Genomic DNA, 16679 nt, shown 5'->3' with positions numbered 1-16679 from the left:
ACTCGCGCGCACACAGACTTGGCCTCGGGTGAACCTGTGTGCGGGCTTGAGACTTTGTTGACGATTTGCGCCGATGGTGTGCGGCAATCCAATCCGCAGGTCAGCCATGCGCCCGCTCTATCCGCTCATCCCCTTCGCCCTGGCCTTCATCGTCGCAGGCGCCGCTCGCGCAGAGAGCCTGTCGGTGGCGCTGGACCATTCCGCGCGGCTGCACGTGAGCAACGCCTCGAGCGTGGTGGTGGGCGACGCCACCGTGGCGGACGTGACGGTGGTGGACGGTCATACCGTCTTCGTCGAGGGCCGCAACTACGGGTCCACCGCCATCGTCGTGAACGACCGGGACGGCCGCACCGTCTATTCGGGTGACGTGACGGTGGTCCGCCCGGACTCCGGGGTCTCGGTCTACCGTGGCCTGGTGCGCTCCGACTTCGCCTGCGCGCCCGGCTGCACCGCTGTCCAGCACGTCGCCACGACGCCGCTGAACGGCGCCGTCGTCGGCGCCAAGTAGCCGGTGGGCAGGTCGCCGCCGCCCATGCCCGCCCTGTCCCGCCCCGCAGGCCCAGGCCTGGTCCGTGACGCGCGCGGCTGGCTGCGAGACCGGCGGGGCGCGACGGCGGTGGAGTTCGCCATCATCGGCGCTCCCTTCTTCTTCATGATATTCTCGATCCTGCAGCTCGCCATGTACTTCATGGTGCAGGTCACGCTGGACAACGCCACGGCAAACGCCGCGCGCCAGCTGCGCACCGGCCAGGTCATCGCCGACGGCAATAGCGACACGTCCGGCAAGCAGGCCTTCATGACCGCGGTCTGCAACAACATGTCGTGGCTGCAGTCACAATGCCAGTCCGGCGTCACCTCCCCCGGCGGGACGCAATATCTGGTCGTGGACGTGCGCCAGCTCGGCGCGTACAGCAACGCCGCCGGCAACCCCACCCTCAACGCCGGCGGAAACGCGCCCACGAACAGCTGCTACTATTCCGGGAGCGCCGGCAGCGCGGTCGAGATGCGCGCCTACTACCGCTGGCAGATGATTGTCCCCGAACTGATGTCGAGCCTGCAGACCTTCGCCAACGGCGTTGCCGAACTGCAGTCCACCGAAGTCTTTCAGATCGAGCCCAACGGCCAGACCAACCCCTCGGCCACCGCATGCTGAGCGCCGTCTTCGCAAGGGCCATGATGCGTCGACGGGTCAGGGCCTTCGGGCGGCGCGTAGCGCGCGATCGCAGCGGCGTCGCCGCGCTCGAGTTCGCGCTGATCGCGCCGCTGATGATCCTGCTCTTCTTCGGGCTGTCGGAGCTGTCCTCCGCCATCATCGCCAGCCGCCGCGCCAGCCACGCTTCGTCTTCGCTGGGCGATCTGACCGCTCAGTGCACCAACATCAACGACGCCAACCTGAGCAACATCTTTTCCGGCGCCGTCGACATCATGACGCCGCTGCCCATCTCAAGCGCGATGATGAACCAGCGGGTGTCGAGCGTGGAGGTCGTGGATTCCAGCGGGACCACCCAGGTGCAGTGGAGCAAGTCCTGCACGGGCGCGCCGACCAGCACCACGACCTGCACCACGTCGACCGTCCTGGCGCCTTACTCCACCAACCAGACCGTCACGCTTCCCGCCAACCTGGTCACCAACCAGGGCGACAGCGTGATCATGTCTGAAACGACCTACAACTTCTCGTTTCCAGTCGACCTGTTCAACAACCTTATCAAGTTCGACGACATCTCCTACTTCAAGCCCCGCAAGAGCGCGCTTGTCGCCTATGCGCCCAGCGGAACGAGTTGCTACAGCTGATGTGACGGGCTCACGGCCCCTCCACCTTCAGGCCGTCCCGCCGCAACAGGGCCGGCACGCCGTCCGGCCCGACCAGGTGGCCGACGCCCACCACCACGAACACGCGCTGCCGGCCCTGCGCCATCTGCTCGATGCGCGCGGCGAAGCGGCGGTTGCGCTCCACCAGCAGGCGGCGGTACAGCGCCTCGTCCTCCTTGCGCATCGGCGTGACCACCTCGCGCACCAGGGCCTGCACATCGCCGCGCCGCCATGCGTCGGCCATCCGGGCGAATATCTGCGGGTCAGTGTCGATCTCGTCCAGCGTCTGTTTCAGCGAGGCGATCTGCTCAGCCATCGGATCGGAAGCCAGCATCGTGACCTGATCCGCCAGCGTCTCGAAAGCGCCCCGTTCCGCATGGGCGGGGGCGGCGGCGTTGAGCTGGGCCTCGACGCCGAGGTCCTCGCGGGCCCCCTGGTGCTCAAAGAACAGCAGCTCCAGCTCCAGTTCGACCAGCCAGGGCCTCATGTGCTCCACCGCCGCCGCTGGAAGCCCCTCCCGCTGCGCCAGCGCGACGACGCGGGCCTCAAGGCTGGGCGGCAGCAGGGCGGACAGCGTCTGGCCGTCGGCCAGCATTCCCTGCGCCTGCATCAGGGACACCGCCTGAGCCTGGGCGGCGTTTCCGAGCGGGATCTCGAACCAGACGGCGTCCGCCTTGGCGAGCCGATCCTCCAGGGCCGGCGTCTTCCATCGGGTGGCGTCCGACAGCAGGTGGATGGAGCCGAACAGGTCGATCTCCGCGCCGGGACCGATCACCCGCCAGAGCGGCGGGTCGGCCCGCGCGGCGCCGGCGCCGGCGATCGACAGTCCAAGGCTCAGGGCGAGGGCGGGGCGGAATCGGCTCATGGGCGGAGAGCTTAGGCTTGGACGGGCGCAGCCGACACCCGTGGTGGCGTCCGGCGCGCTCCCGATCTAAGAGCCAGGGCCTTGCCGACCCGGAGCCCGCCATGAAGCTGTTCGTCGACAGCGCCGACCTGCACGAGCTGCGCGCCCTGGCCGACACCGGCCTGGTGGACGGGGTGACCACCAACCGCTCGCTCATCGCCAAACAGGGCGGCGTGTTTCTGGACACCCTCGCGGCCATCTGCGCGGCGGTGGAGGGTCCCGTCTCAGCCGAGGTCGCCTCCACCGCCTATGCCGGAATGATGGCGGAAGGCGAGCGGCTGGCGGCCATCGCCGCCAATGTCGTGGTCAAGCTGCCCCTGACCTGGGACGGGCTGAAGGCGACCCAGAGCTTCGCCGGGCGGGGGATTCGGACCAACGTCACTCTGTGCTTCACCGCGGTCCAGGCGCTGATGGCGGCCAAGGCCGGCGCCACCTTCATCTCCCCCTTCGTGGGCCGGATCGACGACCACGGCGGCCGCGGCATGGAGCTGATCGCCGACATCCGGGCCATCTACGACCAGTACGGCTTCCCCACCGAGATCCTGGCCGCCTCCATCCGCACCGAGACCCACGTCAAGGACGCAGCGCTTGCGGGCGCGGACTGCGCCACCCTGCCCCCAAAGCTGTTCCAGGGCCTGCTCACCCACCCGCTCACCGAGCGGGGCCTGCGACAGTTCCTGGACGACTGGAGCGGCAGCGGCCAGACCATCCTGTAGGCGGCGGTCTCACGCGCCGCACGGTTGCGGCCTCCCGCTGCAAGCTTGCGGCCTTGGCGAGGGGCAGTCTATAAGCCGTGCTCCTCGGCGAGCGGACGCGTAGCTCAGCGGGAGAGCACCTCGTTGACATCGAGGGGGTCACAGGTTCAATCCCTGTCGCGTCCACCATCCTTTTCGCTGTGAAAGGTGACGCCCGGCGGTTTGCTGACCGCCTTCCACCGCACAGGGACGAGGTCCTGCAGGCCCTGGCCGCCCTGGTGGCCTGTACGCCTTCAGGCTAGCTGTGTGCGCGTCCGACGCGGTGCTCCGCGACAGCTTGGGACAGGACAGCGGTGACGTTCCCTTCGAGCTCAGGTCCACACGACGGCGGCTCAGCCAAGACGGTCATCTTCATCGCAGGCGCTGAGGGCTCCGGAACCACCCTGCTGCAACGCCTCCTGTCGGCCCCCCCTCGTTGCGCCAGCCTGGGTCCGATGCATTCCAAGCTGCCGGAGCGGGAGCAGGCGGCGGCGCTGGCCACAGCGTTCGAGCGTTCCAACGCCGAGCTCTGGGACCAGCAAACCAGCCTCGACAGACATGAAGCCGCGCGACGCGAGCTTTTCTCCACGACCCAGGACATCCTGAGCTCCGACGCCTTTTCCACGACCACCCACCTCGTGCTGAAGCGGTCCTTTCCCTTCGGCCATCCGCACGGACGCCGCAGCCCCGATCTGTTCGACGTTCTGGACCTGCCTGGGGACGTGCGGATCGTCAGCGTCTACCGGGATCCATGCGCCGCCACCTATTCCGCATACAGACGTGGATTCGATGATGATCTGCGCAGGCTGGCCAGATCCTGCGCGGACTCCCTGGTGCGCCTTGCAGCTCAGACAAGTGTCGTCGATCCTTCAAGGCTCATCCAGGTGTCCTACGCACGCCTTTGCAGACAGCCAGCTCTGGTGTTGGGCGAGCTCGGCAAGTTCTGCGGCCTTCATGACGCGGAGCTGCAAGACGCCCTTGCAACAGAACGGCTGATCCCGGAGGCGGACATGAGGTACGCATCGGAGCTGTCGCCTTCGGAGGTCGGTTGGCTGCAGACCTATTTCTCTCCTGAAAGGCGCAGACAGTGGCTCGCCCTGACGGGACAAGATCAGACATCCCGATAGCTCCGAGAAGCGTCGCTGCGTCAAAGCTTTGTCGTTTGACGCCAGTACAGCTTTGCAGCCCCGCAGCGATCACCGATGTTCATCAAATCGTTAATCCGCGATAACTACTAAGAACTCGTTAAGCACATAATCAATTTAATCTGAGCAACACGCAACTTATCGCGTCGGCACTGCTTATATCTAAGTCGTGAATAGGGAGTAGCAAAGATGCAGTCCATAGCCATGAAGAAAGCCTGCTGCGGAGCGATGATGGCGGCGGTCACGCTAACGCTACCGGCGCTGGCGTCAGCCCAGACCATCGGGCAGCCGCTCGTGACCTCCGGGAACATGCCGGTGGAGTCGCGGGTCGCCGGCGTCGCCGTCGGAAACGGCGTGGTGCAGAGCCAGGCCTTGGTGAACACGTTCCAGAGCGGCAAGACGCCGCTTGTCGGTGTCGGCGCCCTGTCGGGCAACCCCACCCACAGCGGCTCGATCGCTTCGGTGAGCGTGCTCAACACTACCCGCCTGCTGGGCGTCAGCGCCGGTCCGGTGGGATCGAACGGCGTCAACGTCTTCAATCCGTCTGGGAAGCCGGTCCTGAGTGGCTTGGCTCCCCACTGACGTCGCCCTTGGTACCTAGGGACTCTTCCGGCCGCATCCATCCAGCGACGAAGATGGGCGGCGCGTCCAGCGAGAGCGCCTGAGACAACGCCCCCGGAGCTGATCCCGCTTCGGGGGCGATCCTCGGCCCCAAGTCGCCGCAGGCCGAGGCGAGGACCTTCAAGCTCAGCTTGGCCTTAGCGCCGTCAGATGAACGCCGCCTCCCGGGCCCGCCGGTCAGCCGCTGTAAGTTGCAGGCGTCACACCTGTTGCGTGTCGCCAGAGCCAACTGCATCCTCGCTGAGGGAGGCGTCGAGGTAGAATGCCGGATCGAAGCCTGACGATCGTTCTGGGGATGTATCGAAGCGGCACGACGTGGCTCTACAATGTTGCGCGTCTGCTTATGGAGGCCAACCACGCGAGCGTCAGCGCCTTCTATGCGGATTGCATGGCGGACGTTCCCGTGGAAGCGCTGGTCTCTACGTCTCCCATCCTCATCAAGTCACATGACCTGAGCTTCTCAGGTGCAGAGCTTGCGGGGCGGACGCGCCTGATCTGCAGCGTGAGGGATCCCCGCGACGCCGTCGTCTCGTTGATGGAGTTCCTCGACCTGGACTTCCAGGACGCCTTGAGCTGGGTCTCGAAGAGCGTGGCCGCCATCGACGCGTGTGACTTGCTGTCCCCTTCCCATGTGTTCCGGTACGAGGACGGGGACATAGGCACGTGCGGGGCGATCCTGCGGGTCGCCGCCCTGCTCGGGTACGAAGTATCGGAGACGCAGGCCGAGAAGATCGCCGAGCAACTCTCCGCCTCTGGTGTCCGCAGGATGATCGGCGAGCTCCAGCAACGCGGGGTCATCGGGGGGGATGGGGAGCCGGCTACGTTCGACCCGCTCACCCACTGGCATCCAGGTCACGTCGGGGACGGTGAGGTCGGAAAGCACGCCCGACGGCTGTCGCCTGCCCAGCAGTGCGCCGTCCTGGAAGCGAACGTCGGCTTCATGCAGGCTCGATATCCCAACGCCGCATGCCCGCCGGTCCGGTTGCCGGCGACGATCGCCTTTGGCCGCTCAACGGGCGCAAGCGGCTATTGCAGGACGGGCTTCTCCTACCCTGAAGACGGCGCCACCTGGACCGACGACGACCTCGCCATCGTTGACCTGCCTTTTCAAAACCCTCTGCAGGACACGCTGAACCTCACCCTCTGGTTCACGCCGCCTGCGCGCGGCCCGTCCTTCCGGCTCAGCGTCAATGGAATCGCGTGCGCCTTCCGTGACTACGCCCGCCACCCGGGTGGACCCACGTCCCTCGACATCTCCATATCCGACCCTCGACTCAAGGGGGCGACACGCTTGGAGGTCAAGCTGGAGTTCTGTGATCTGGTCAATCTGCAGGAGCTTGGGCTGAGCAACGACGCCCGCAGGCTGGGGATCATGCTGTCCAAGCTGACGGTTTCCGGTGGGGACGAAGGAACGGTCATGCCCCTTGGAAATGACGCTCCCTCTCCATGCTGACGTGTGCAGTCACAGATCATCGCACTGCGGCGATGAAGAGGGACGCTCACGCGCGCCTCATCAGCCGAGCGCCAGGCTGTCCTGGAGCCAGTCGAAGACGCTGAGCGCGAGGAAAAGGACGCCGAAGAGGCCGCCGACCTCCACAAGCACCTTACGGAAGCGGTCGCGTGGGACTTTGGGGAAGCTAGGCATGCTGAAGCTCGGCTTGGGCTGGTTCCGGCCTGTCCTGGCCGGCTGACGGTCACGAATTAAGTACCGTATGGTACATAAACAAGGGCCAAGCTGCGCCATGCTGTACGGCGCCTGGGCTGAGGCCGGGACGTGTCCTCAGACGTGATGCGTCACATGGGTGGCGATCCTCGGCGACTAGCCGCACGGCGAATCGAAGGTTGGCCAAACGTGAACGGACGGCCTGGGACAAGGCGGGTACGCAAAAATATCTCGGTTGACCCATCCCTTATTTGGGGTTGTCATGCACTTCGTCTACTAGATGTAGGGCTTGATGATGGCGGAAGCGGCTTCAGCGGCGTTGGTGGGCAAGGGCCTGGTGCGGGGCGTGACCGCCGGCGGCCAGCCTCGGCCCAAGCTGCACCTGGTGCGCAAGGTGGAGGTCGACCGCTCCCGCGACGCCCTGCTGACCGAGTTCGGCAAGACGACCCTGAAGGACCGCTACCTGCTGGCGGGCGAGAGCTACCAGGACATGTTCGCCCGCGTCGCCACGGCCTATGCCGACGACGCCGACCACGCCCAACGGGTCTACGACTACATCTCCACCCTGTGGTTCATGCCGGCGACGCCGGTGCTGTCCAACGGCGGGGCGGGGCGCGGCCTGCCGATCTCCTGCTTCCTGAACGCGGTGCCCGACTCGCTCGACGGCATCGTCAACGTCTGGAACGAGAACGTGGCGCTGGCGTCCAACGGCGGCGGCATCGGCACCTACTGGGGCGGCGTGCGCTCCATCGGCGAGAAGGTGAAGGGCGCGGGCCAGACCTCGGGCATCATCCCCTTCATCCGGGTGATGGACAGCCTGACGCTGGCCATCAGCCAGGGATCGCTGCGGAGGGGCTCCGCCGCCGTCTATCTCGACGTGCACCACCCCGAGATCGAGGAGTTCCTGGAGATCAGGAAGCCGTCCGGCGACTTCAACCGCAAGTCGCTGAACCTGCACCACGGCATCAGCATCACCGACGAGTTCATGGAGGCCGTGCGCGACGGGGCCAAGTTCGCGCTGCGCAGCCCCAAGGACCATTCCCCGGTGCGCGAGGTCGACGCCCGCTCGCTCTGGCAGAAGATCCTTGAGATCAGGCTTCAGACCGGCGAGCCCTACCTGATCTTCGCCGACACGGTGAACCGCGCCATGCCCGCCCACCAGCGCGAGCTGGGCTTGAAGGTGCGCCAGTCCAACCTGTGCTCCGAGATCGTGCTGCACACCGGCAAGGACCATCTGGGCCAGGACCGGACCGCGGTCTGCTGCCTGTCCTCCGTCAACGCCGAGAAGTTCCTGGAGTGGCGCGACCACCCGACCTTCATCGAGGACGTCATGCGCTTCCTCGACAACGTCATGCAGGACTTCATCGAGAGCGCGCCCGACGCCATGAGCGCGGCGGTCTACGCCGCCGAGCGAGAGCGGTCGGTGGGCCTGGGCCTGATGGGCTTCCACAGCTTCCTGCAGGCGCAGGGCGTGCCCTTCGAGTCGGCCATGGCCAAGTCCTGGAACATGCGCATCTGCAAGACGCTCCGCCGGCAGGCCGACGCCGCCAGCCGCACGCTGGCCGCAGAACGCGGCCCCTGCCCGGACGCCGCCGAAAAGGGCGTGATGGAGCGGTTCAGCCACAAGCTGGCCATCGCGCCCACCGCCTCGATCTCGATCATCTGCGGCGGGACCAGCGCCGGCATCGAGCCGATCCCGGCCAACATCTACACCCACAAGACCCTGTCGGGCTCATTCGCGGTGAAGAACCCCTGCCTGGAGCAACTGCTCGAAGACAAGGGCCGCAATACCGAGTCGGTCTGGGGCACGATCCTGGAGAACGAGGGCTCGGTCCAGCACCTGGATTTCCTGAGCGAGCACGAGAAGGACATCTACAAGACCGCCTTCGAGCTGGACCAGCGCTGGATCGTGGAGATGGCCGCGGACCGCACGCCAGAAATCTGCCAGTCCCAGTCGGTGAACCTGTTCATCCCTGGAGACGTCGACAAGTGGGACCTGCACATGCTGCACTGGACCGCATGGGAGCGCGGCTGCAAGTCGCTCTACTACCTGCGCTCCAAGTCGGTGCAGCGGGCCGCCTTTGCCGGTGGCGAGAAGATGGAAGCGGCGATGCGCATCGAGGGCAAGACCGACTACGAGGAATGCCTGGCGTGCCAGTGATGTTCTCCTCCCCTGCGCAGCGGGGGAGGTTGCGCCGCAAAGCGGCGTGACGGAGGGGGCGTCACCGCTAGCGGCTGATCCATTGGCGCCGGCGACGCCCCCCTCACCAGACTTCGCCTGGCCCCCCCCCCCGCTCCGCAGGGGGAGAGAAGTAAGCCCCGGCCTCGTCTTCCCAGCCGGAACACCCTGCCCGTCCGCCCGGTTGATCTTCCGCAACCAGCGGAGACTTCCCATGGCAGATACCCGAGACCTAGCCGTCGTCACCGGCGCCTCCAGCGGCATCGGACTTGAGCTGGCCAGACAGTTCGCCAGCAACGGCTTCGACCTCATCCTCGCCGCCGACCGAGACCTTGGCGAGGCCGAACAGGCGGTGCGCGCCGACGGCGGGACCGTCGTCCAGTCGCTCCAGGCCGACCTGTCCACCCGCAAGGGCGTGGACGAGCTCTACCAGGCCATCAAGGGCGCCGGCCGGCCCGTCGCCGCCCTGGCCGCCAACGCCGGCATCGGTCTCGGCCACGCCTTCCTCGACCAGGATCTGGATGACGCCATCAAGGTGGTTGACACCAACATCGTCGGCAGTCTGGCCCTGATCCACGCGGTGGGCCAGGACATGCGCTCGGCGGGCACGGGGCGCATCCTGATCACCTCGTCCATCGCCTCGATGATCCCCGGCACCTTCCAGGCGGTCTACAACGGCTCCAAGGCCTTCCTGCAGTCCTTCTCCTTCGCGCTGCGCGAGGAGCTGAAGGACAGCGGCGTCACGGTCACAGCGCTCCTGCCCGGCGCCACCGAGACCGACTTCTTCCACCGCGCGGACTTGGACGACACCAAGGTCGGCTCGTCCAAGAAGGACGATGCCGAGATGGTCGCCAAGACCGGGTTCGAGGCGCTGATGAAGGGTGAAGGCGACGCGGTTGCGGGCGTCAAGAACAAGCTGCAGGCCGCCGCCACCCGGGTGATGAGCGACAGCCAGCTCGCCGGGATGCACCGCGGCATGGCGGAGCCCGGCTCGGCGAACTGACCTGGAGTCCGCCACAATGATGGAAGCCGCCGGAGACATCTGGCGGCTTTCTCGTTCATGATCGGGAAATTAGGGGCTGCTAAAGCGCCGCGAGCCGCTCCACGACCGCCTTCGCCTCGGGTGAGGACCAGTCGGTGTCTCCGGAATAAATCGCTCGCTCCATGCCCGACCGGTCGATCAGCACGGTGGTGGGAAAGCCGATCAGGGGCGGCTTCATGCTCGTCATGAAGGCGTATTTGGCGTCCTGGTAGAAGCCGAGCGGCGGGTGCGTGGCGATGAAGGCCTTGGCCTTGTCGGTCTGGCCCGAGGTGTCCATGCTCACCGCCAGCACCTTGACCCCGTGGCCGGCCTCGGCGCTCTGCAGGGCGGCCAGCGTCGGCATCTCCTTCACGCACGGCGCGCACCAGGTGGCCCAGAGGTTCAGCACCACCGCGCGGCCTTTGAAGTCGATGAGGCGCACCGGCTTGGCGTCCTCGCCCACGAAGGCCACCGGGGCGGCCGGGACGGGGTCGGGCAGGACCTGCAGCTTGGCCATTGCGCCGCGGTTCAGCCCCGACAGCCCCCCCACCCCGCCCGGTTTGATCGCCGCCGCGACGATGACGTATAGGACGCCGGCCACGCCCACCAGGATCACCAGAGCCAACGCCGCCGTCAGGCCGCGCCCCATCGCTGGGCGGCGACCGCCAGCCTGCCCGGCCCCTTGAGGTTGCACATCCGCCATGTCCGATGATCCCGTGGTCCCGAAGGGGCAAGACATCTGGGGCGGCCGGTTCGAGCGACGACCGGCCGAGCTGATGCAGGCGATCAACGTCTCGATCGGCGTGGACCGCCGCCTGTGGGCGCAGGACCTTCGGGGCTCCCGCGCGCACGCTGCGATGTTGTCCAGGCAGGGCGTGATTACAAGCGCCGACACGACCGCGATCCAGGACGGACTGGCGAAGATCGAGCAGGAGATCACGGACGGGAGCTTCCCTTTCCGCGATCAGTACGAAGACATCCACATGAACATCGAGGCGCGGCTGGCGGAGCTGATCGGCCCGGCGGCCGGTCGTTTGCACACCGCCCGCTCGCGCAACGATCAGGTGGCGGTGGACTTCCGCATGTGGGTCCGCGACGCCTGCGACCACGCGGTCGCCCAGCTTACCGCGCTGCAGCACGCCCTGCTGGACAAGGCCGAGGTGCATGCCGCCACGCTGATGCCCGGCTTCACTCACCTTCAGCCCGCACAACCCGTGACCTTGGGCCACCACCTGATGGCCTATGTGGAGATGTTCGGCCGCGACTCCTCCCGCTTCCAAGACGCCCGCGCGCGGATGAACGAGTGCCCACTGGGCGCCGCCGCGCTGGCCGGCTCGCCCTTCCCCATCGACCGCGACTTCACCGCCGGGGCGCTGGGCTTCGACCGACCCACCGCCAGCTCCCTGGACAGCGTCTCGGATCGCGACTTCGCCCTGGAGTACCTCTCCGCCGCCTCGATCTGCGCGGTCCACCTGTCCCGCCTGGCCGAAGAGATCGTGATCTGGGTGACGCCGCAGTTCGGCTTCGCACACCTGTCGGACGCCTTCACCACCGGCTCCTCGATCATGCCGCAGAAGCGCAATCCGGACGCCGCCGAGCTGGTGCGCGCCAAGATCGGCCGCATCTTCGGCGCCCTGACCAGCCTGACCCTGGTGATGAAAGGCCTGCCGCTCGCCTATGCCAAGGACATGCAGGAGGACAAGCCGCCGGTGTTCGACGCCCACGACGCGCTCGACCTGTCGCTTGCCGCGATGGCCGGCATGGTGGCCGACATCGAGCCGGACATCGAGCGGATGGCGCAGTCGGCTGGTTCTGGCTTCTCCACCGCCACCGATCTCGCGGACTGGCTGGTGCGTGCGCTGGACCTGCCGTTCCGCCAAGCCCACCACATCACGGGCGCTGCGGTGAAGCGGGCGGAGGCGATGGGCGTCGGCCTTGCGGATTTGTCTCTGCAAGAGTTGCAATCGTTAGAACCCAGGATCGATCACGGCGTTTACGCCGTGCTCTCCCCCTCAGCGTCGGTGGCGAGCCGGACCAGCTACGGGGGCACGGCCCCCGACGAGGTTCGACGCCAGGTGGCGCGCTGGAAGGGTTTGCTGTCATGACTGGATCGGACCTTCGCCGTTGGATGGTGCCTGCCGCCCTGCTGGGCGCCGGCGTTCTGACGCTCGGCTTGACCGCCTGCGGCGAGGTCGGCCCGCTGCAGCAGCCTGCGCCCCTGTTCGGCCAGAACGCCAAGCGCGACTACTACGCCCAACGCGCCGCCCGCGCCCGGGCGGCCTCCGACCAGAGCGCCGAGAGCCGCAACACCACAGGCTCCGCCGAGCGGGAGGCCAACACCGTGGACGACGACCAGCCGCTGACCACCCGCGACATCCAGGACCCCGCCTCCAAGATGACCACGCCGCGCGACTCGCCGGTGCCGGGCGAGCCCAACCCGCTCGGCCCCAACGTCAGCACCACGCCGCCGAACTGAGGCGGACCGCCCTCCTGCTTTCAAGCGAGCGGAAACGCCGGGGGAGCCTTCCAAGTCGGTAGCCACGTCGACAGTCGCCTCATCCTGAGCTTGTCGAAGGGCGAGGCGTCGCATGACCTTGGAGGGACCTGCTTCTCCACAAGGCGGATGAGGCCAAAGCCGAGGCAGGCGACTGCCGCCACATCTGCTCCAGGACGCCCCCATGCACCATTTCCACGATCGCCCTGGTCCGCCCGGGCTTGAGCTGTGGTGCGAGGAGGTCCCGCTCTCCCGCATCGCCGACGCCGTGGGCACCCCTGTCTACGTCTACGCCTCCGCCACCCTGGCCCATCATTACGCCGTCTTCGTCCGGGCCTTCGCTCCCCGTGACGTGTCTGTCGCCTATGCCGTGAAGGCCAACAGCAGCCTGGCGGTGCTGGCCACCCTGGCGAGGCTGGGCGCCGGGGCCGACACGGTGTCGGAGGGCGAGATCCGGCGCGCGCTCGCCGCGGGCGTGCCCGCCTCGCGCATCGTCTTCTCCGGCGTCGGCAAGACCGACGCGGAGCTGGCCTTCGCACTCGACGCCGGGGTCAGCGAGATCAACCTGGAGTCCGAGCTCGAGCTGCACCGCCTGGCCGCCATCGCCGCCGACAAGGGGGTGCGCGCCACCGTCGCACTGCGGGTCAATCCGGACGTGGGCGCGGGCGGTCACGCCAAGATCACCACCGGGTCTGACGAGAACAAGTTCGGCGTCAGCGCCAGCGAGGTGGAACGCCTGTACGCCCGGGCCTGCGCCCTGCCCCAGTTCGACGTGGCGGGCCTGGCCTGCCACATCGGCAGCCAGATCACCGAGTTCGCCCCGCTCCGCGCCGCCTTCGCCGCCATGCGCACCCTGGTGGAGCGGCTGAGGGCCGGCGGCCTGCCCGTGCGGCGGCTGGACCTCGGCGGCGGCCTGGGCGTCCCCTACGGCGACGCCCCGCCGCCCCCGACGCCCGCCGACTACGCCCGCGCCGTGCTCGACACGGTGGGCGACCTGGAGGTGGAGCTGGCCTTCGAGCCGGGCCGGCTGATCGTCGCCAACGCCGGGGTGCTGCTGAGCCGGGTGATCCAGGTGCACACCCGTCCAAGCGGGCGCCGCTTCCTGGTGCTGGACGCCGCCATGAACGACCTGCTGCGCCCAGCCCTGTACGACGCCCACCACGCCATCCGGCCCGTGCGCACCCCAGAGCCGGGCGCCGTCGAGCGCCCGTACGACGTGGTCGGTCCGGTCTGCGAGACCGGCGACACCTTCGCCCGCGACCGCCGCCTGCCGGACCTCGCGGCGGGCGATCTGGTGGCCCTGATGACCGCCGGCGCCTACGGCGCCTCCATGTCCAGCGAATACAACAGCCGACCGCTCGTCCCCGAGGTGCTGGTGAAGGGCGCAGACTACGCCGTCACGCGGCCTCGCCCGAGCTACGAAGAGATGCTGGGGCGGGAACGGAGGGCGCCGTGGCTGGGGTGAGGCCGCGTTGCAACGCAGTGCTTGCGGGAAACGCGTCCTGCCGCGCTGGCCTCAGCGCGGCTTCGTCGGTCTGGAGCCGCCCCCGCGTGGGGCGAACGCGCATGAGAAAGACCGTGTACGCCTACGCGCCCCCATAGGGCACGGGTCCTGCGCGGGGGTTTTCCTCCGCCGCTGTCAGGACCTGGACGGGTCTGGGCCGTTACGATGCCCATTGACGACCTACTGAGGGATCGGGCTCTCATGCTGCGCCGTTTGACCGGGGAAATCACTAGGGCGCGCCTCGGGCCCCGGGGTTGCGCAGTCGTGTCGTCCCGCTTGCTGTTCGTGTCGGAGCCGCCTTGCAGGCAGAGGTAGCCCAAGGCGGAGCAAAGCGGGAGATGACGGGTCGCCGCTCTGATGGATGCGGGCGCGCGTCTTGCGGCGTGCGCAAGCCGAACGGCGGCATACCTATCCGAATTCAAGGCCCTCAGACCTCAATGAGCGCGACGTTACGGCCGCGTGGCTGAACCCGGCCACCGTGCACACCGACAGAAACATGACGTCGGGCAGATCGCTCACCATCAGCATGGGCGCAATCCCACGTGCGGCCTCCCCGACGGCGAGCAGGTTCGCCGCGAGCTTCGCGGGGCTGGCGCCCGCGTCGAGCGCGCAGGTGCTGACCGCAGGCAGGCGTGCTGTGCGGACGTTCGAGATGGACGAACGGCTGGAGGTGATCCGCGCCATGACCGTGCGACAGAACGGCTTCAGCAGGGTCGTTGTTTCCGTCAGGCGAGACGCGGGCGTACCGTCTTCAAGTCCATATATTTCCACAATCAAGCGGCTCTTGGCTTGACTGTCCAGTTTGTTGAGGAAGGTCAAAAGCGCCGACCTTGATTTCGTGGCCGTCAAGGTCTGCATCGAAAGCGGTGCGATGATCAGCTTAGGCGGCATTTCCGCTATTAGATGGTCCAGCATCTCGAACGTGTTGAGATCAGCCTTGAGAAGGAGACGCGTTGTAAGCGCCGCCTGTTCAGCCGGCTTCAATGGCCTGCGCGTGATCGGCTCCATCAGCGAGGAGGAGACCCGCAAGGCGACCGGCTTGTCCAACTTGAGGTTGAAGACGTGCTCGAAGGCGAACGATTGTTGGAGCTGGTCTTCGATGACATGGACGAGGGGCGGCAGAGAGGTTGGACGGCGAACCGGCCGCGCCGAGCCGGTAGGGTCCGGCCCGTGAGTGAGGTGTTCGTCGCGAAAGGCTACGGGCGAGGCGATGATTTCGCTCTCGCTCAATTCCGACACGGTTTTGACAAGCATGTCCTTGGGCGAGCAGCTTCCCAGGAAGTGGGTGATCACATCTTCCATGATGCGGAAGCCCAGCCCCTGAGCTCCGAAGCCGTCCATGTCGGCGAAACTGATCACGTAATTGGTCTGGTTCACGCGGCAGAAGATGCCCGTGGACAGGAGGTGGCGTCTTATCGTCCGCTCGGTGTGGTCCCAGATCGCCTCGCACCGGGCGCTCCAGCGCGCCCCGACCTTCTCCCGGACCAGCGAGAAGTCGAGCATGATGACGCGACCGGCTTCGCAGGCGCCGGATCTGGCGATCGCCGCCAGCTGGGCCGATCGATCGTGCTCGAACAGTGTCTGAACCTGGGCCAGCGCGCTCATACCGCGGCCTTGAGCGCGAAGCGGCCGCCGCGCTCGGCCGTGGTCAGGATGGAGGCGTCTCGTAGAGCCGAGAGCCTAACGGCTTCGTTCAGCAAAACGGGGGCTGCGGGCATGAACTGGCACTCGAAGCGAACAACGCCTGAATGTGACATTGTACTTCGCACGTTAACATAAAGTACCCTACCCTGAGCCTTCGACCCTCGCAGACGCTTCGTCCGCCGGGCCTTGCAAGGCGCCAGCGAGGCGATGAGAGGAGGGACTCCCTCCTACTTCGACAGACGGAAGGCCGCTTCACCGGCGCCCAAACAGCTTCTCCAGGTCCGCCAGCTTCAGCTCCACATAGGTCGGCCGCCCGTGGTTGCACTGGCCGGAGTGGGGGGTGGCCTCCATCTGGCGGAGGAGCGCGTTCATCTCGGCCGCGCCCAGCCGCCGGCCGGCGCGCACGCTGCCGTGGCAGGCCATGGTCCCGCAGACCGCGCCCAGCCGCTCCTTGAGGGACAGCGCCGCGCCGCTCTCCGCCAGGTCGTCGGCGATGTCGCGCACGAGACCCGCCACGTCGGTCTCGCCGAGCAGGGCCGGGGTCTCGCGCACGAGCACCGCGCCGGGGCCGAAGGCCTCCAGCACCAGACCGAGCTCGGCCAGCTCCTCGGCTCGGCCTGCGACCCGCTCGGCCTCGGACGGCTCGAGCTCCACCACCTCGGGCAGAAGCAAGGATTGCCGGGCGACCGAGCCGTCCGCCATCTCCGCCTTCATGCGCTCGTAGACCAGCCGCTCGTGGGCGGCGTGCTGGTCCACCACCACTATGCCGTCGCGGGTCTGGGCGATGATGTAGGTTCCGTGCACCTGGGCCCGCGCGGCGCCGAGGGGGAAGTCCAGCGGGTCCACCACGGTCGCGCCGTAGCTCTCGCGCGCCGCGGGATCGGCGTCCTCCACCCGGGCGGAGACCTCGGCCACGCCGGGCAGCCCCCAGGCAGGCTCGGCCCGCTCCGCCACGCCGCCC

Annotated in this window: 16 protein-coding genes, 1 tRNA gene and 2 pseudogenes; 14 read left to right on the top strand and 5 right to left on the bottom strand. The window is 67.4% G+C overall.

The features are described from left to right. The first annotated feature begins 106 nt into the window (after window positions 1-106). Genes HUV06_RS03345 through HUV06_RS03335 form a run of 3 tightly spaced genes read left to right on the top strand, consistent with a single transcriptional unit; the run spans window position 107 to window position 1791 of the window. Window positions 107-508 (top strand): pilus assembly protein N-terminal domain-containing protein, encoded by a 402-nt coding sequence (locus tag HUV06_RS03345; RefSeq protein WP_174299857.1) that lies wholly within the window; start codon window positions 107-109, stop codon window positions 506-508. A 24-nt stretch (window positions 509-532) separates the two neighbouring features. After that, window positions 533-1153, top strand: coding sequence for a TadE/TadG family type IV pilus assembly protein (locus HUV06_RS03340; RefSeq protein WP_174299856.1), 621 nt, complete (start codon window positions 533-535; stop codon window positions 1151-1153). 23 nt (window positions 1154-1176) lie between these two features. Next, window positions 1177-1791 carry a TadE/TadG family type IV pilus assembly protein gene (locus HUV06_RS03335; protein WP_217433614.1) on the top strand — a complete coding sequence of 205 codons (615 nt, stop codon included), beginning with the start codon at window positions 1177-1179 and terminating at the stop codon, window positions 1789-1791. A 10-nt stretch (window positions 1792-1801) separates the two neighbouring features. On the opposite strand, the gene HUV06_RS03330 is transcribed toward HUV06_RS03335, so the two are convergent. Continuing rightward, complete coding sequence (locus HUV06_RS03330; RefSeq protein WP_174299854.1) at window positions 1802-2674, bottom strand: TraB/GumN family protein; 873 nt, start codon at window positions 2672-2674, stop codon at window positions 1802-1804. Window positions 2675-2775: 101 nt separating this feature from the next. Between HUV06_RS03330 and fsa the strand changes: the two genes are divergently transcribed. The 6 genes and pseudogenes from fsa to HUV06_RS03305 all read left to right on the top strand — a co-directional run bounded on the left by fsa (window position 2776) and on the right by HUV06_RS03305 (window position 6666). Beyond that, window positions 2776-3429 (top strand): fructose-6-phosphate aldolase, encoded by a 654-nt coding sequence (gene fsa / locus HUV06_RS03325; protein WP_174299853.1) that lies wholly within the window; start codon window positions 2776-2778, stop codon window positions 3427-3429. Between the two features lie 93 nt (window positions 3430-3522). Next, window positions 3523-3597, top strand: a tRNA-Val gene (locus HUV06_RS03320). A gap of 164 nt (window positions 3598-3761) precedes the next feature. Next, entirely contained in the window at window positions 3762-4574 is an 813-nt protein-coding gene (locus HUV06_RS03315) for a sulfotransferase (RefSeq protein WP_174299852.1), read from the top strand. Window positions 4575-4781: 207 nt separating this feature from the next. After that, a complete protein-coding gene (locus HUV06_RS03310) occupies window positions 4782-5174 on the top strand; it encodes a hypothetical protein (RefSeq protein WP_174299851.1) in 393 nt (130 codons plus the stop codon). A 301-nt stretch (window positions 5175-5475) separates the two neighbouring features. Further along, window positions 5476-5748, top strand: a pseudogene (locus HUV06_RS16580) (sulfotransferase domain-containing protein); the annotation flags it as partial. Next, complete coding sequence (locus HUV06_RS03305; protein ID WP_371810974.1) at window positions 5749-6666, top strand: hypothetical protein; 918 nt, start codon at window positions 5749-5751, stop codon at window positions 6664-6666. It abuts the pseudogene before it with no gap. A 60-nt stretch (window positions 6667-6726) separates the two neighbouring features. On the opposite strand, the gene HUV06_RS16440 is transcribed toward HUV06_RS03305, so the two are convergent. Continuing rightward, window positions 6727-6858: a hypothetical protein gene (locus tag HUV06_RS16440; protein ID WP_256429997.1), complete on the bottom strand. Its 132-nt coding sequence runs from the start codon at window positions 6856-6858 to the stop codon at window positions 6727-6729. Window positions 6859-7168: 310 nt separating this feature from the next. On the opposite strand from HUV06_RS16440, the gene HUV06_RS03300 reads away from it, so the two are divergent. Next, the gene (locus tag HUV06_RS03300) at window positions 7169-9037 is read left to right on the top strand and encodes a ribonucleoside-diphosphate reductase subunit alpha (RefSeq protein ID WP_174299849.1); all 1869 of its coding nucleotides are present in this window, start codon (window positions 7169-7171) and stop codon (window positions 9035-9037) included. A gap of 232 nt (window positions 9038-9269) precedes the next feature. Next, the gene (locus HUV06_RS03295; protein ID WP_174299848.1) at window positions 9270-10058 is read left to right on the top strand and encodes an SDR family oxidoreductase; all 789 of its coding nucleotides are present in this window, start codon (window positions 9270-9272) and stop codon (window positions 10056-10058) included. 79 nt (window positions 10059-10137) lie between these two features. Here the strand turns inward: HUV06_RS03295 and HUV06_RS03290 are convergent, their stop codons facing one another. Then, the gene (locus HUV06_RS03290; protein WP_174299847.1) at window positions 10138-10725 is read right to left on the bottom strand and encodes a TlpA disulfide reductase family protein; all 588 of its coding nucleotides are present in this window, start codon (window positions 10723-10725) and stop codon (window positions 10138-10140) included. Window positions 10726-10777: 52 nt separating this feature from the next. On the opposite strand from HUV06_RS03290, the gene argH reads away from it, so the two are divergent. The 3 genes from argH (at window position 10778) to lysA (ending at window position 14035) form a co-directional block, all read left to right on the top strand. Beyond that, complete coding sequence (gene argH, locus HUV06_RS03285) at window positions 10778-12181, top strand: argininosuccinate lyase (protein ID WP_174299846.1); 1404 nt, start codon at window positions 10778-10780, stop codon at window positions 12179-12181. A 23-nt stretch (window positions 12182-12204) separates the two neighbouring features. Further along, window positions 12205-12552 carry a hypothetical protein gene (locus HUV06_RS03280; RefSeq protein ID WP_174299845.1) on the top strand — a complete coding sequence of 116 codons (348 nt, stop codon included), beginning with the start codon at window positions 12205-12207 and terminating at the stop codon, window positions 12550-12552. A 202-nt stretch (window positions 12553-12754) separates the two neighbouring features. Next, complete coding sequence (gene lysA, locus HUV06_RS03275; protein ID WP_174299844.1) at window positions 12755-14035, top strand: diaminopimelate decarboxylase; 1281 nt, start codon at window positions 12755-12757, stop codon at window positions 14033-14035. A 447-nt stretch (window positions 14036-14482) separates the two neighbouring features. On the opposite strand, the gene HUV06_RS03270 is transcribed toward lysA, so the two are convergent. Then, window positions 14483-15679 (bottom strand): hypothetical protein, encoded by a 1197-nt coding sequence (locus HUV06_RS03270; protein WP_174299843.1) that lies wholly within the window; start codon window positions 15677-15679, stop codon window positions 14483-14485. Between the two features lie 291 nt (window positions 15680-15970). Further along, window positions 15971-16679 (bottom strand): annotated as a pseudogene (locus HUV06_RS03265) (DNA mismatch repair protein MutL); the annotation flags it as partial.

The organism is Caulobacter sp. S45, assembly GCF_903642205.1.
In the GTDB taxonomy this organism is placed as follows: domain Bacteria; phylum Pseudomonadota; class Alphaproteobacteria; order Caulobacterales; family Caulobacteraceae; genus CAHJWH01.
This window is presented reverse-complemented; position numbering and strand designations above follow the sequence as displayed.

Bases quoted from the DNA above. Each gene is read 5' to 3' on its own strand.
- HUV06_RS03345 (WP_174299857.1), top strand. From the start codon at position 107: ATGCGCCCGCTCTATCCGCTCATCCCCTTCGCCCTGGCCTTCATCGTC.
- HUV06_RS03340 (WP_174299856.1), top strand. From the start codon at position 533: ATGCCCGCCCTGTCCCGCCCCGCAGGCCCAGGCCTGGTCCGTGACGCG.
- HUV06_RS03335 (WP_217433614.1), top strand. From the start codon at position 1,177: ATGCGTCGACGGGTCAGGGCCTTCGGGCGGCGCGTAGCGCGCGATCGC.
- HUV06_RS03330 (WP_174299854.1), bottom strand. From the start codon at position 2,674: ATGAGCCGATTCCGCCCCGCCCTCGCCCTGAGCCTTGGACTGTCGATC.
- fsa (WP_174299853.1), top strand. From the start codon at position 2,776: ATGAAGCTGTTCGTCGACAGCGCCGACCTGCACGAGCTGCGCGCCCTG.
- HUV06_RS03310 (WP_174299851.1), top strand. From the start codon at position 4,782: ATGCAGTCCATAGCCATGAAGAAAGCCTGCTGCGGAGCGATGATGGCG.
- HUV06_RS03305 (WP_371810974.1), top strand. From the start codon at position 5,749: ATGGAGTTCCTCGACCTGGACTTCCAGGACGCCTTGAGCTGGGTCTCG.
- HUV06_RS16440 (WP_256429997.1), bottom strand. From the start codon at position 6,858: ATGCCTAGCTTCCCCAAAGTCCCACGCGACCGCTTCCGTAAGGTGCTT.
- HUV06_RS03300 (WP_174299849.1), top strand. From the start codon at position 7,169: ATGATGGCGGAAGCGGCTTCAGCGGCGTTGGTGGGCAAGGGCCTGGTG.
- HUV06_RS03295 (WP_174299848.1), top strand. From the start codon at position 9,270: ATGGCAGATACCCGAGACCTAGCCGTCGTCACCGGCGCCTCCAGCGGC.
- HUV06_RS03290 (WP_174299847.1), bottom strand. From the start codon at position 10,725: ATGGGGCGCGGCCTGACGGCGGCGTTGGCTCTGGTGATCCTGGTGGGC.
- argH (WP_174299846.1), top strand. From the start codon at position 10,778: ATGTCCGATGATCCCGTGGTCCCGAAGGGGCAAGACATCTGGGGCGGC.
- HUV06_RS03280 (WP_174299845.1), top strand. From the start codon at position 12,205: ATGGTGCCTGCCGCCCTGCTGGGCGCCGGCGTTCTGACGCTCGGCTTG.
- lysA (WP_174299844.1), top strand. From the start codon at position 12,755: ATGCACCATTTCCACGATCGCCCTGGTCCGCCCGGGCTTGAGCTGTGG.
- HUV06_RS03270 (WP_174299843.1), bottom strand. From the start codon at position 15,679: ATGAGCGCGCTGGCCCAGGTTCAGACACTGTTCGAGCACGATCGATCG.